Annotated in this window: 16 protein-coding genes and 1 pseudogene; 14 read left to right on the forward strand and 3 right to left on the reverse strand. The window is 48.5% G+C overall.

Annotated elements, in window-relative coordinates:
• Positions 1 to 54 precede the first annotated feature (54 nt).
• The 5 genes and pseudogenes from G491_RS30375 (at position 55) to G491_RS33750 (ending at position 3593) form a co-directional block, all read left to right on the forward strand.
• Positions 55 to 927, forward strand: a complete 873-nt coding sequence (locus G491_RS30375; RefSeq protein WP_211239139.1) for a L,D-transpeptidase family protein — start codon at positions 55 to 57, stop codon at positions 925 to 927.
• 60 nt (positions 928 to 987) lie between these two features.
• Positions 988 to 1281, forward strand: coding sequence for a hypothetical protein (locus tag G491_RS0111050; RefSeq protein WP_028314648.1), 294 nt, complete (start codon positions 988 to 990; stop codon positions 1279 to 1281).
• A 460-nt stretch (positions 1282 to 1741) separates the two neighbouring features.
• Positions 1742 to 1925 (forward strand): annotated as a pseudogene (locus G491_RS36285) (IS481 family transposase); the annotation flags it as partial.
• A 131-nt stretch (positions 1926 to 2056) separates the two neighbouring features.
• On the forward strand, positions 2057 to 2833 hold the full coding sequence (locus G491_RS0111065) for a tetratricopeptide repeat protein (RefSeq protein WP_028314650.1): 777 nt from the start codon (positions 2057 to 2059) through the stop codon (positions 2831 to 2833).
• A gap of 52 nt (positions 2834 to 2885) precedes the next feature.
• A complete protein-coding gene (locus G491_RS33750; protein ID WP_051327181.1) occupies positions 2886 to 3593 on the forward strand; it encodes a beta/alpha barrel domain-containing protein in 708 nt (235 codons plus the stop codon).
• 130 nt (positions 3594 to 3723) lie between these two features.
• On the opposite strand, the gene G491_RS0111075 is transcribed toward G491_RS33750, so the two are convergent.
• Together G491_RS0111075 and G491_RS0111080 are read right to left on the reverse strand one after the other, a co-directional pair.
• Positions 3724 to 4026 (reverse strand): hypothetical protein, encoded by a 303-nt coding sequence (locus tag G491_RS0111075; protein WP_028314651.1) that lies wholly within the window; start codon positions 4024 to 4026, stop codon positions 3724 to 3726.
• Between the two features lie 86 nt (positions 4027 to 4112).
• Positions 4113 to 5234 (reverse strand): hypothetical protein, encoded by a 1122-nt coding sequence (locus G491_RS0111080; RefSeq protein WP_028314652.1) that lies wholly within the window; start codon positions 5232 to 5234, stop codon positions 4113 to 4115.
• Between the two features lie 451 nt (positions 5235 to 5685).
• Here G491_RS0111080 and G491_RS0111085 point away from each other — a divergent pair, with 451 nt between their 5' ends.
• The 9 genes from G491_RS0111085 (at position 5686) to G491_RS0111125 (ending at position 12681) form a co-directional block, all read left to right on the forward strand.
• Positions 5686 to 7119, forward strand: a complete 1434-nt coding sequence (locus G491_RS0111085) for an AAA family ATPase (protein WP_028314653.1) — start codon at positions 5686 to 5688, stop codon at positions 7117 to 7119.
• Entirely contained in the window at positions 7116 to 7535 is a 420-nt protein-coding gene (locus G491_RS0111090) for a DUF1257 domain-containing protein (RefSeq protein WP_028314654.1), read from the forward strand. Before G491_RS0111085 ends, G491_RS0111090 begins: the two co-directional genes overlap by 4 nt.
• 8 nt (positions 7536 to 7543) lie before the next feature.
• Positions 7544 to 7741, forward strand: coding sequence for a DUF2997 domain-containing protein (locus G491_RS0111095; protein ID WP_035218559.1), 198 nt, complete (start codon positions 7544 to 7546; stop codon positions 7739 to 7741).
• 13 nt (positions 7742 to 7754) lie between these two features.
• Positions 7755 to 8618: a DUF3150 domain-containing protein gene (locus tag G491_RS0111100; protein WP_028314656.1), complete on the forward strand. Its 864-nt coding sequence runs from the start codon at positions 7755 to 7757 to the stop codon at positions 8616 to 8618.
• A gap of 57 nt (positions 8619 to 8675) precedes the next feature.
• Complete coding sequence (locus G491_RS30385; protein ID WP_035218562.1) at positions 8676 to 9014, forward strand: single-stranded DNA-binding protein; 339 nt, start codon at positions 8676 to 8678, stop codon at positions 9012 to 9014.
• Between the two features lie 14 nt (positions 9015 to 9028).
• Complete coding sequence (locus G491_RS33755; RefSeq protein ID WP_051327182.1) at positions 9029 to 9694, forward strand: hypothetical protein; 666 nt, start codon at positions 9029 to 9031, stop codon at positions 9692 to 9694.
• 88 nt (positions 9695 to 9782) lie between these two features.
• Positions 9783 to 10580, forward strand: coding sequence for a RecB family exonuclease (locus G491_RS0111115; protein WP_028314657.1), 798 nt, complete (start codon positions 9783 to 9785; stop codon positions 10578 to 10580).
• The gene (locus tag G491_RS0111120; RefSeq protein WP_157468218.1) at positions 10577 to 10855 is read left to right on the forward strand and encodes a hypothetical protein; all 279 of its coding nucleotides are present in this window, start codon (positions 10577 to 10579) and stop codon (positions 10853 to 10855) included. The genes G491_RS0111115 and G491_RS0111120 overlap by 4 nt, the downstream gene beginning before the upstream one ends.
• Positions 10852 to 12681, forward strand: a complete 1830-nt coding sequence (locus tag G491_RS0111125; protein WP_035218565.1) for an ATP-dependent helicase — start codon at positions 10852 to 10854, stop codon at positions 12679 to 12681. Before G491_RS0111120 ends, G491_RS0111125 begins: the two co-directional genes overlap by 4 nt.
• A gap of 422 nt (positions 12682 to 13103) precedes the next feature.
• Here G491_RS0111125 and G491_RS0111135 read toward each other — a convergent pair whose 3' ends face one another.
• A complete protein-coding gene (locus G491_RS0111135; RefSeq protein WP_157468221.1) occupies positions 13104 to 14192 on the reverse strand; it encodes a helix-turn-helix domain-containing protein in 1089 nt (362 codons plus the stop codon).
• Positions 14193 to 14294 lie beyond the last annotated feature (102 nt).

Genomic DNA, 14294 nt, shown 5'->3' on the forward strand with positions numbered 1-14294 from the left:
AGGTTTTTTGGGAAAAATAAACGTCGGGGGCAACGGATAAATTCGGGAGATCCTATGTTCAAAATTTTTAAAAGGTTAACTGCAATTTCGATCGTTTTCTTCCTTGTCCTGTTCATTTATGCTTCCATAGGTATTTCGGGCCAGGATGAGCTTCCCACCGGTCAGACGTTGAGCGAAGTTAAAACCCGGGTGTTGTCTACGCTGGAAAATGAGATGGAGAATGCAGGGTTTCGCTGGGGCGCACCCGTATTTTTACGCATATTTAAGGATGTTAAGTTTCCAGGAGGATACAGGGCATATGGTCGAAGAAATAAGTCATACGGAGAAAACGGAGTATTGGAAGTTTGGGTGCAACGCAATGACCAATTCTGCCTTTTCAGGTCATATGCGGTTTGCTATTTCTCCGGAAGCCCGGGGCCCAAGACAGAGCAGGGGGACTACCAAAGCCCGAAGGGGTTTTATTTTGTCACTCCGCAGCGGATGAACCCATACAGCTCTTATCATTTAGCCTTTAACTTGGGCTATCCAAATGTTTATGATCGCGCGCACGAGAGAACCGGAAGTGCTTTAATGGTCCACGGGAATTGCTGCTCAGTCGGTTGCTATGCCATGACAGACCCTAAAATTGAAGAAATATATTTGTTGGTTGAGGCTGCTCTTAGCGCAGGGCAGCCTTTCGTTCGCGTTCATATTTTTCCTTTTCCAATGACAGACGAAAACATGGAGGCGGCCGAAGGCTCACAATGGATTGATTTCTGGAAGAACCTGAAAGAAGGATATGACTTTTTCGAGAATAATAAAGTTCCCCCAAACGTGGAAGTGAGCAACAGGCGATATATTTTTAAAGTGGAAGAAGTCGCCCCAGCTGCTTTTCCGGTGGCAGGGTCGCCTTCACCTCAAGCTCATCCTGGTGATGCTTTGGACTGACATTAAATATACATGATAGAATACAATGGCAGATTGATTCTTCGTAGAGGATGGAAATACATGGATGAAAAAAATGCTGCTTGGGTCCACTCCATTTCCAAAAAGGTTGACCCTATATATGAAATAGTCAACCGGCTGACAGGCTGGAAGGTTGTATTTGTTTTCTGGAAAATTACTTGTACGCAATGTCCATTTTTTAAAACGGAACCCGACTGGAGTGATCTTGTCCGCCTTTTTGATATGGAAATTTTACCGGTCATGGATTGGCTTTTTAGAAACCTATCCCCTGCCGGTGAGGATTTTAAGTGGGCGGTTGAAACCTATCCGTGTCTTTATAAGGGGGAAAACGAATAAACATAGAACAGGTAGCATATTATCACTGCCAAGTGAAATTGCCCCCCCCAAGACAGGCGACCTAACAGCCGTAAATCTTCAGGCGCGATTTTATAATGGAGGTTTTTCAGACCTGTCATGCAACTCTAACGAGACAACAATAGACAGAAAATATTTATTGGAGATGGCCGAACAAGTTCGGGTGAGCATGAAAAAGGAATTGCGGTTGGATGAGTGGCAAAAAACAGTTTTATTAAAAGGACGAGAATATTTTTACCTTTTCGTCCAGTTGTTAAGCGGAGCCTTGGATGACGATGGAAAATAGATACAGGGCGCCAAAGCCAGGGACAAACTTCGATGCAGAGACTGGAAAATTTTACATTTTCCGGCCTAACAGCATCACCGTCATGAAGGCATGGCCTCCATTAGCCTGGAAGAAGACTTGAAGTCAACTTGCATAGTCTCATTGTCGGCTTAGGAATTGGACTATGTTTCCCAAGTCAGTTATTTTATGGGTTATTCCAGGTAGCAGTTTTATGAAATCCGCCGCAATTACCAGACCTATGGCGCCGAGAGGCTTGTTGACAAACTGCCAGGCGTCAAAGGGTCTCACCCCCAACCGGGTAGCTCCCGAAGTGGGAAAGGCCATCCTGGAATACAGCGTCTGAAGCAGCCAGGCCAGGGATGTCTCGCAGCAGCCAAAAGCCTTTTATAAGCTGCCGCGTGCCTCATATTTGTGGAGAAGCGATCATGTTGCTTTGACAAGCTAAAAAAATACTGACCAGGATCAAAAAATATGGACCTTGATGAAAAAAATCAAAAGCATTTGGAACGTCAGCTAATTGCCTCGGAACGTAAACTGGGGCAGTACGACCCGCAAACAATAAGTGTCGGATTGAATCTTGCACGCATCTATGTAGAACAAGGCCGTTTTGACAAAGCGGAGCCTCTCTATCTGAGAGACTTGCATTTCTTTGAAAGAATGGAAGGCGAGGACGGCATTTGCGTTGCTTTTTCATGTTCAAGAATCGGAGCATTTTACGAAGCATACGGAAAATTTGATCAGGCAGAGGCTATGTACTTGCGAGAACTGAAGATCATTGCATGCATTGATGACAACTTCCTTCCAGTACGTATTGCAAAGCTGTTAAAGGTTTCCTTAAGCCAGGAGAATTTTTCCAAGGCTCAGAAATACTGTGATAGTCTCATGAATTTAATCATAACGATTTTGAGAGAGGATTATAATAACGATGATGATTACGTCTCGGACTTATCGGATTTACTAAACGAAATGGCTTGGGCTTATCATGAGAAAGGCTGGAAAGAGCAGGCGCTGGGCTTGTATTTGAGGGGGATGGAGCTTTATGAGTTTTTTGGAGGAACGGATCAACCCATGATGGCATTCTTGTCTCATGGCATGGGGCTGTTTTGTAGAGAAGCAGGCCACTCGATTTTAGCCGGGAAGTATCTTAATCAAGCGGTTGAACTCGCCCAAATGCTTTGGGGGCCCGATGATCCGGACACGATTCGTTTTAAGAAAAATCTGACTGCTTTATCAATATTGCATCAATAAACTCCAAGAGACAAGCCGCCGGGGCATTATTGGGGGAAAATGGAGTGTTGTTATGAAACTTCTGGGGGTGACATTCACTGGTGTGGATTCAACTATTGATTTAAGTGAACTAAAGAAAATTCAAGATAATTTTCCATGGGTTGAGTGGGGGATTCTTCTTTCAGACTTTTACATGGGGACTCAGCTTAGATTCCCTGGTGAGGGCTGGTTAGCAGGACTTCGTTCGTTTGCCACTCAAAATGAACTAAACCTGTCTGGCCACTACTGTGGACGATGGGCAAGGGATGTGATCAAGGGCCTAAAATCGCCATTCACCAAGGAGGGTTTTAACCCTGATATTTTCAAAAGAATTCAGCTTAACACGAAAATTGATAAGCTACCGGTTCTCGATATTGTCGGATTGGCTAATACGATCAAAAGCATGGATCAAGAATTCATTTTTCAGTGCAACGGGGGGCTTAATGATGCGGTGGTACTTCTATTGAACAGGTCTGGGATTAATGTTTCTGGCCTGTTTGATCGATCTGGAGGACATGGGTTGGTACCAGATAATTGGCCAGAACCATATAAAAATATCAAAATGGGGTATGCTGGTGGACTGAACCCGATAAACCTTTCTTTAGAATTGGAAAAAATATCGGAAATCGTAGGGGAAGGAACTATTTGGATCGATATGGAAACAGGAATTCGGACGGATGATAAATTTGATTTGAAAAAAGTCTCCCTTTGCCTTGAAACCGCAGCCCCCTGGATCCAGTGATTTGATGTCCTGGCACGTTTGCTGTTAAGGTGGGCGGAAATTACACAGAACCTTTACTATGCTTAATACTATCTTTAATTTTGAATATTTCAGCCCAAAAACTTGTTCCGAGATTTTACAATTGTTAGGATTAAAAGGGTATTTTTTCATCGTGATAGTCAGCAGAGGAATAATCAGCGCTTTTTTTTCTCACTTCAGTAAACACTATCCTGAGCTCGCCTGCATTCTTCCCTCTCATTTTTGGACAAAGCACAGGTTCCATGAAAAGGTCATCGGGCCATGTATCCAGGCGAAAGATGATTCTTTCCTGAGTTCTGAGGATATAATCCAGCGCCCAGGCATGAAATTTCTTCTTTGTCCTGATTGTATTGATTAATTTTCCGGGTTCCCCGGATTCAGTAATTTGGTAGATGTGGTGTATGTATGGTTTCATTGCCGGTTTCTTATCCCCTTTCACGATGGTATCTAAAAATGAACCACCAATTCGGGTAGTGTCCAGAATTTTTAGCACTTTTGATTTTAAGTAGCCCCAACACCTGTTAAGACGATCATGCTTTTGTATTTATTCTCCAATTCTATGGAGGCTGGCGTTTCATCGTGCCGGCCAGTTTCAAATTTCGCACTAATAAGATATGGCCGTATTCGATTCTTGCGGCGATACTGATCCAATCCACGCTCCATATCCTCAATAAGGACAACTATCATGTCTGCAATGGGGAATATTTTTTTTACGCGCTGGTCCTGGCTTAGCCCTTTCAAATTCTTGCAACATCCTGGTTTAATGCTTAAAAAGTTGTCTTCCAACATCCGCCTACCAATACCGTCATAGTCAGCTTCATAAAAATATTTTCCGCATGGAGACACCGCCATGTCTTCTGGAGCACTGAATATTTTAAAGCCATCACCTTTGCCAGTTCCTGTCCGTTCCTGTTCAGTGATCTCATATCGGCCCCCTGTTGTTATTTTCTCCAGCACACCAAATCGTCTATAGCCATAATGTGCTGTATCTCTACCGCTGGTGCTTCTCGGGTAGTAGGGACGGGTTTTAAAGATCACTGTCAGAACATCTCCAAAAGGCACCATTTTGAGCACCTCGCCACAGTCTTCTATCCAACCAACAGGCTCCCTGGCCCACTCCTCATCTTGTTTCACAACATAAAGACGGTTTCCATTGGCATACAACAAGTCTTCATTCCAAATAACAAAACAGTTTACCGGCGAATAGCGATAATATTTTTGGCCCAATTCTATACGTTTGCGGCCATCGGAATAAAGAGGTATGGTATCAATTTGATTGCCTTCTATATCCCATTTAACAAAGGTTTCGTCTTCAAGGACCTGGGCTCCTATCCAAGACGGGCCTACAATCAGGTGTTGTATATCCCCAATATGAATGCAGGTTGGTTGGTGCTCAATGTGGTGGGCAATTATGGCATCATCCCCATTTTTAAAGCGAGACCATGTAAATATGGTTCGACTGTCACCGTCATCTAAGACCTGTAAATCAATATGAGTTGCAACTTTTGGTAAGGTTTGAATCACATGCGAATCTTGGAGTTTTGATCCACGAAACATACTATAGTGAATGTCAGTGGACCTGTCCGGAATTCCAATAAGCCCAAAAGTGCAATCGAAATTCATTTAATCTCCTTCCATTGGGTTACGCCACATCCGTCCAAAACCGATTGTGTATCCAGCAGAACAGATTGAGCGTTGCAATCGCTCAATTTCCTTGTCAAGTTTGTACGCCAATTGTTTGGATTATTGATCAATAAATACCACGCACAAAATATTCTGGCAAGCTCTGACATGAACTATGCGCCATGTCTTTTCATGGGCCCATTATTCGCCAATGCAATTTTTAACAAAACTTATAGAGAAATAAATGTATTATGGAGGAGATGATTCTCAACAATAGGACGCTATTGTATTAAATTAGCTCCAATCCATTACAAGAGACCGCATTCTCCAATGCGGTTTCTTGCTTTAAGGGGCCGAACAATCCCTATTCCAATCACTCCGTCTTTCCCCTATTCCACTCATCCCGAGTGAATCCGTGATCCCAAACAATTCAAACCAAAGGAGTTTGCCTATGATCAAGGAGTATTTGAAGGCCGGATATCCGGCCATATGCCTGTTGACGCAGGAGCCGCACCGCGCAGAAGCGGTGTTGCCTTGCGAGGGCTGGAGATTCGTCTCCTGGGACTGCCTACAGGGCATCATTGACCTGGAAGCCAAAAAGGTCCTGGAAGAGATCATCGACCCTGTCGAAGCCATTCGCTGGCTCGACAACTTCGGCGACACCGTGCTCATCGCCCACAACCTGCACCTGTTTCTCGAAGCCCCGGAGGTCGCCCAGGCCATCCAGAACGGCATTATCCGATGGAAAAGCATCGGCAGTGCGCTGGTCATGGTTTCCCCGGTGATCCAAATGCGGCCGGAGATCGAAAAGTATTTCCATATCATCGATCTGGCCCTGCCTTCCGACGAAGACCTGTTCACAATCCAGATGGATTTCGCCAAGAAGCTCAACGTCAAACCCAACCGGAAGGCGGCCCGCGCCGCAAAAGGACTCACCGAATTCGAAACCGAAACAGCCTACGCCCTGTCCCTTGTGAAAAAGGGCTACTTTTCCACCCGGGTCGTCACTGAGAACAAGGCTCAGATGATCCGCAAATCCGGCCTCATGGAGTTCTGGCAACCCGCAGACATTCAGGACGTGGGAGGATTGGACGCACTCAAATCGTTCATCGCCAACCGCATTCGAGCCTACGAATCGGACGGCGAATCCCTCCCCCGCCCCAAAGGAATATTGCTCTGCGGAGTTCCAGGGACTGGAAAATCTTTAACCTCCAAGGCAGTGGCATCATTGCTCAACTGGCCTCTCATCAAACTGGACATCGGCGCGTTGAAAAACTCTCTCGTAGGAGAATCCGAGCGCCGCATGCGCCAGGCAACCCAGGTGATCGACGCTTTCGGCGAAGCCATTATCTGGCTCGACGAGTGCGAAAAAATGTTCGCCGGGACCAAATCAAGCGGAGAAACCGACGCAGGCACAACCGCCGGAATGTTCAGCCATTTCTTAAACTGGATGGCCGAAACCAATAATTCCGTATTGGTCATGTGCACTGCAAACAACATCTCCCAACTGCCGCCCGAGTTTCTGCGAGCCGGTCGATTCGACGCAACCTTCTTCGTGGATCTTCCCACCAAGGCGGAGCGCATCGAAATCATCAAAATCATGAACCGCAAGTATAAAACCGACATCCCCCTATCATGGGCGGACCGGTTGACCGGGTTCACCGGCGCGGAAATCGAGCAACTGGCTAAAGACAGCCTGTTCGACGGCATAGACGAAGCATTTCAAAACCTGGTTCCCATATCCCGGTCCATGCGCGAAGAAATCAACGCGCTCAGGGATTGGGCCAAGAACCGGGCTCGACTGGCGAACACGCCTGACAACCTCGAAACCGGTCAACGCAAACTGCGCACCGTTAAGAAGAAAGGAGGTGACACCAAGCATTGAGCCACATTTCCAAAATCGAGGTGAGGATCGACTCCCTCGACGCTCTGAAGCTCGCCTGCCATAGGCTGGGGTTCCAGTTCAACCAAAACCAGACCACGTACAAATGGTTCGGTCGATGGGTTGGAGACGAGCCCTTGCCCGAAGGCGTAAGCGAAGAAGAGCTTGGCAAATGCCATCACGCCATCATCGTGCCCGAATGCGAGTACGAAATCGGCGTGGTCAAACGCGAATCCCATTACATCCTGTTGTGGGATTCATGGTATCGAGGCGGCTTGAAAAAGAAGATCGGCAAAAACGCCGGCATTCTCAAACAAGCCTACTCCATCGAAAAGATCAGGGCTGAAGCCCGCAAACGATCCTACCGCATCACCGAAAAACGGACGCCCCAAGGCATCCGCCTGACTCTCACCTGCTGAGGACAATCATGAAACAAATCATTTTGGACGTCTCCGACGACGGAGAGGTTCGCATTGAAACCCGAGGCTTTGCCGGAAAGGCTTGTCTGGAAGAGGCGCAGTTCATCAAGGATCTGCTGGGTAAGGAGCTTACCCGCAACCTGACTCCCGCCTATTACCAGGACGCCAAAAAGAAGGCGAAGCGCTACCTTAACCTTTGCGGATAGAAAGGAAAACATTATGGACGCCATTTTCAAGAAAGCATGTCTCGTACAATTCTCAGCCTCCGTGTGGCAGGGAACCCGCATGATCGATCCCGCCCTCATGGAAAGCCTGGGCCAGAACAGCGACTGGGTCAAAGCCCGCAAGAGGCTCATCAACCCCGAACTGTTAGGCCCCATCAAAACCGCCGTGCATCAGGCCCGAAACAACATCCAGAAGCATGCATTGCCGTTTCCCATCACTGCGCTTTACCTGATTCCCAAGGAAAGCCTGACCATGATCGACGAAACCCTGCAGCAATTCAAGGAGCGTTTCTGGGCCAAGGTCAACGAGTTCGAGGCTCATTACGAAGAAGCCCGCGAGGAGGCGAAAGCCGTCCTGGGCGAATTGTGGAACGAAACCGACTACCCGAGCGACGTAACCGCCAAATTCAACTTTGAGTGGCGATTCCTCATCCTGGACGTCCCGAGCAAATCGAGCGTCCTGCCTCCCGAGGTATACGCCCGGGAAAAGGAGAAGTTCCAAAGCCTCATGGAAGAAACCCGTACTCTGGCCGCCGAAGCATTGGCCAAGGAGATGGGCGACATCGTCCATAATCTGTCGGAACGCTTATCCGGCGGCAACAAGACCTTGTCATCCAACATGCTGAACAAGCTCAAGGAGTTCCTGGACGCCTTTGAAACCAAGAACATCTTTGAAAACGAACGCCTGACGGAGCTGGTTACCCAAACCCGCGAGATCGTGGGCGGAGTCACTCCCTACGGACTTCGCTACAACGAATCCATCCGCCAGCGCATTTCAACTGACATGGCCAACCTGAAATCCGCCATTGACGAAGCCATCGAAGACCTGCCCAGGCGCAAGCTCCGCCTGGCTGCGTAATTCCAAAGCGCATCCGATGCGTTTTCCATACCTTATTAATAAGCAAAGGAGAAAACTATGAACACCTGCATCATCAGCGGCAACCTGGGCGCGGACCCCGAATCCGTGTTCACCGCAGAAGGAACCCAAATCGCATCCTTCAACATCGCTTTTAGATCCTCCAAGGACAAGACCTCCTGGGTCAAAGTGTCCTGCTTCAACCGATTGGCTGAAGTCGTGGACAAGTATCTCCACAAGGGCGCCAAAGTGGCCGTGGTCGGCATGCTGGATCAGGACAAGTGGGAGAAGGACGGGGCCACCCGCATCGCCCACAAGGTCATTGCCAACAGCATCGAGTTCATCCGGACCGACGGACGCGGCTTTGACAACGGCGACGATGACGACATCCCCATCTAACAAGGAGGTGAACCATGGCTGAAAAACCCAAACTGGACGAACGCTTTATCATGCGCATCGAAGGCAAGGAGTTCGTGAAGTATCCCGGACTGCTGGACCTGGCGCATCAGAAAGGCATCGCCCAGATCGAAGTGGAGCCTTTGCAGTTCCCAACCGACGCCAACGGCATGTTCGCCATTTGCAAAGCGGTCGTCATAGCCAAAAACGGCGACAGCTTCAGCGATATCGGCGACGCCAATCCCAACAATGTCAACTCCCGGATAGCCAGGCACCTTTTGCGCATGGCATCCACAAGGGCTATTGCAAGGGCTCTTCGGAGCTTCACCAATATCGGCATGACCTGCCTGGAAGAGCTTGCAGACTTTGACGACGTCAAGGAGGAAAAACCTCCCAAGCAGACAACGGCAAAGAAGCAGACCAAGCCCAGGGCGGTCAAGAAGGAAGACAAACCGGTTGAAAAACCGGCTGAAAAGCCTGCCGATAAACCCAATGATAAGGCTGAAGATCGGCCCAGAATGAGCGAAGCTCAAAAGAAAGCCATCCACAACCTGGCTCAACGCCGGGGCATTGCTCCGGAAGAGTTGGATAAGATGGTTGAGGAAGCCTACGGCTCCGAGCTGTCTCACCTGACATCCACCGACGCATCCCAATTCATCCGCAGCCTGCAACAGGCCGCCTAACCCAACCCACAACCTTTTGCACCATCGGGGCGCTAAAAAAATGGGCGCACCGGATAGGTGCGTCCATGCCCCGAAAAGGGGATTATCAATGGATATAAAAGAGTTGAGGAAACAGCCGCATTTATCCGCATCCGGCGTCAACGCCTATGTGGAATGCGGGCTCCAATACAAGTTCTCCCGTGTGGATCATCTCATCCCGGAATTTCGAACCGACGTGCTCGAGTTCGGATCATGCATTCACAAAGCCCTGGCTGACTTCAACCAGGAGCGGATGCAAGGCAAAACGCCTGGCATCAAGGATTTGGAAGAATCCTTTGAGGAGCATTGGAATTGCATCGGCGAAAACGTGCAATACGCCAAAGGCCGCAGTTTTGAAGATATGCTTGAGGAAGGCAAAGACCTGCTTCAGGCATCCTACGGCCACCTTATAGAAGATCCGTTCCAAATCATCGCCATCGAAGAGCCTTTCGTGTTCCAGATGGACGGACTGCCGGTCCCATTGATCGGAGTCATGGACCTGGTTTGCGAAGACGCGGACGGGACCATCATCATCATCGACTACAAAACCACCAGCCGCGCCTATAGCGGGCGCGAAGCCAACGGCAACTTCCAACTCACCGTCTATCACATGGCCGCCAAGGCCAACGGATACGCCGGCAGGGAAATCCTGCTCAGGCTGGACTGTCTGGTAAAGACCCGGACGCCGAAATTTGAACAACACTACACCACCCGCACTCGTAAAGACGAGAGCCGGGTGCTCCGGAAGATCCAGACGGTCTGGCAAGGAATCCAGGCCGGAATATTCGTACCCAACGACGCAAGCTGGAAATGCAACAACTGCGCTTACAAGCAGGCGTGCAATCAATGGCTTGAAGGAGGTGAATGATGACCAACCAAACCGCAAACGCAGCCCAGGAATTCCTGACCGTAAACCATGGCGATCGCCAGCATCAGATCGTCAACATCGAACTCATGATGCGCAGGCATCAGCCTGAAGAGGTGGTGGACTTCCTGGTCCGCCTCTCCCTCCAATACAAGAAGACATTGGCCCGCAGTATCCGAAGGGATCGCTCCGACCCGTTCATCAACGAACTGGTGGCAAGGCGCTTTAGAATCCGCATGGCTATCAATACCATCCGAAAGGAGGTGCGAGCCGCATGATTCAATTAAATCCCAAACAAAAGCAGGCCGCCGAATTTGTCTCCGGCATAGCCGCCGTAGTGGCTGTCCCGGGCTCCGGCAAGACGCTCACCATGACAACCCGGATCGGCAATCTGGTCCTGCGTCATGGAGTGGCTCCGGAAAGCATCCTGGGGCTGACCTTCACCCGCAACGCCGCCCAGGCCATGCGGGAAAAATTAAAGCCCATTCTGGAAGATCGCGCATCCCGCGTGACCTTATCAACCATCCATGCATTCTGCCACAACCTGCTCAGGCAGGAAGGCAGAATCTTCGAGGTGCTTCACGGCAAGGAACAGATGATCCTCTTGAGAAAAATCATGTCCAAGGCCAAGGTGAAAAACCTGCCCACCGGCATGATCCTTCGGGAGATCAGCCTGGCTAAAAGCAACCTCGTGAGCGTGGAAGAGTTCGGAGCGCTGTACGAAGGCGACGAGACCATGCAGTCCATCGCCAAGGTATACGCCGCCTACGATCTTGAAAAGCAAAAGAAAGGCATACTGGACTTTGACGACCTGTTGACCGAAACCTACCGATTGCTGGAGTCGGACATCGACGTTCTGGAAAAGCATCGATCCTCCTACAAGCATGTCTTGGTGGACGAGTTCCAGGACACCAATCCGGCCCAGATGGCGATCCTCAGGCAACTCGTCGGCAAAAAGAACGGAGGCAGCTTCTGGGTATGCGGAGACGACTGGCAGAGCATCTATGCGTTCACCGGAGCGTCTGTGGGGAACATCCTGAACTTTGACAAGGCCTTCCCCAAGGCCTCCAGGTACGTGCTTAACACCAACTACCGCTCCACGCCCCAGATCCTGCAAGCCTGCCAAACCCTCATCAACCACAACATCCGAAAAATCGACAAAGCCCTGGCCACCAACAACAAAGCCGGGGACGGGGTGATTGTGCTGACCTCAGTCAACGAGGAAAACGAAGCAACCCAGGTCGTGAACGAAATCCGCGATCTGGTGGATCAGCGCAATTACGCGCTCAAGGACATAGCCGTCCTCTACCGGGCTAACTTTCAATCCCGGGCCATTGAGGAGGCGTTTTCCCAGAACAAGATCCCGTACCACATCGAAAAAGGGCACAACTTCTTCCAGAGGTTTGAGGTCAAGGTCTTGCTGGATTATCTCCGGCTGATCAAAGATCCCGATTCGGAAGAAGGAGACGAGGCCTTGCGCCAGGTTCTGAACGTGCCCAACCGGTACATCGGCAGAAAATTCATGGCCGACCTGGAGGAGCATTCAGGCAAGAAAGGCGTGCGCATGTACGAAGGATTGACCACCATGCGCGTCAGCCCGCCCTATCTGCGAAAAAACGTAGCCGAGTTCCTGGACATCGTGGACCCGCTGGTCGGCTCCAAGCTGGAGCCTCACGAGATCCTCATGATGTTGCGGGAATCTCTCGATTACGACCAGTTTATAGCAGAGGACGACGTTCCCAGCCCGGACGATTCCAAGCTGGCCAACGTGAATCAGTTGCAACTGGTGGCAAGCCGGTATCAGGATATCGGCTCGTTGCTGAACTATGCAGACACCTTCAAGGACGAATTGACCAACGACAAGGACGGCGTGGCTCTCATGACCATCCATAAATCCAAAGGGCTTGAGTTCCCTGCGGTATTCGTCATCGGCATGGTGGAGGGCATCCTCCCCAACCGAAACGGCGATATCGAGGAGGAAAGAAGAATCGCCTTTGTCAGCATGTCCCGAGCCATGCGCCAGCTCTACCTGAGTTGGTCCCAGCATAGCTCCGGCCGGCCTGTCAAACGATCATCCTTTATAGAAGAAGCTCTTGGCGAGTAATCCATCTAACCAGTGCCCGTTCCAAACGGAGCGGGCACTCCAATAACCCTCTATTTTTTTGTAGATTTCATCACCCAAGGAGATAATTTTACCTATACAGTATACCCTTCCTGCAAGAGATTTTAATCTCCCAAAAACTCACATTAACCTTCATATGAAGGTGCTCAATGAGCAGAACACACCACCCAAGGAGAATTCGGTCTGCAATTCTCGCCAGCAGGTTCCGATGTATCTGAGAATCTACTATGATAATCCACATAAGGCCTGCCGGACTCTTTAATACAGGCGTCATAGATCACATAGCCGATTCCAACTACAACAAGAATTCCCAAAGAAGTCGACGCTAAACTTGCCAATAACGCAAGTCCTTTAAACATTAGAACACCTCATCTATTTGTTATGACTCAAGGTTAAGAAAAAACCTAACTACTCTCATCCGAATTATTAGTCATTAAATCCAGGGTTTTATCAGGATTCCAGTAATCCTCGAAATCTTCATCCCATAGATAAAAATCTGGATACAGTTCTACCTCATAATTCGTTTTTATTGCAACCTCTTGATCTATCACATAAAAGCATCCAATGTCGCCAACTAATTCCTTCACTTTCTCTTCATCAGCTTTTGCCTTTTCCGTTTCAGCCATAATTAGGTAAGTATTTTTTCTACCAATATACGCAAGTTCAAACGTCATGTCAGCATCTATGGCTATGGAGTAATATTTTATCGCATCGGAATATTTCCGTATTCTTCCAAACAGTGCCGCAATAAAATATGGAGGAACCGGGTCGTCAGGAGATATTTCCATAGCCCTTTCAAAATGTCTTAAAGCATGTTTCCAAGCATCTTGCTTTTTTTCGAGAAACTTAAATCCTAACAACATATGGGATATCTTATCAAAATGAGTTTTTGGAACCTGAAACTTTTTTAAGTATTTTAGCATTCTTCCGTTTGCATTCCCTCGCGTCATGTACTCATAGAAAACTCTTCCGCGTAGTGAATTGAGGGCTTGCTCTATTTGTTCTTCACCCGACTTAGATTGAGTAGATTTTTCTAACAACATCAATAGTTTTTGTATCTCCTCAAGGATGTTTTCAGAGACATCTTTTGTATCTAACACTTGTTTGGCTATTTTGTTGACAATTCCATAACGCCTGATCTCACCTTCTTTGTCCGCGGGCATGATGCCCTTGTTCAAGTGCTCAAACAGCCCTTTATTTTGCTCAATTTCAATTTTAAAATCTTTTTCCGATACTGCTTTTTTTAGCCATTCTTCGGGGATCCCAAAATCATTGATTAAAATCTGAATTTTCTCATCTGTAAATTTTCGACGTCCGTTTTCCAGACCTTCCAGATACTTGGGGCTAGTTGTTAGCTTTTGCCATAGCGGTTCCTGTACAGCCTCGCGGCGGGAGGTGTAATTGCACTCTTCTCTGATAATTCGTAACTTGGCTCCTAAAAGAGCCCACTCTTTTGGGTCCGATGGACCTGGCATCGGTGTTCTAGGCATCATCCATCCAAAAAATGATTAGGGTAGCATTAAGGTTCTAAAGTAGCATTTAAGTTCCTTGCTCTAATATCGGGTACGACTGTATACAAATCAACAATAGGTGTC

The organism is Desulfatibacillum aliphaticivorans DSM 15576 (assembly GCF_000429905.1).
Taxonomy (GTDB): Bacteria; Desulfobacterota; Desulfobacteria; order Desulfobacterales; family Desulfatibacillaceae; genus Desulfatibacillum; species Desulfatibacillum aliphaticivorans.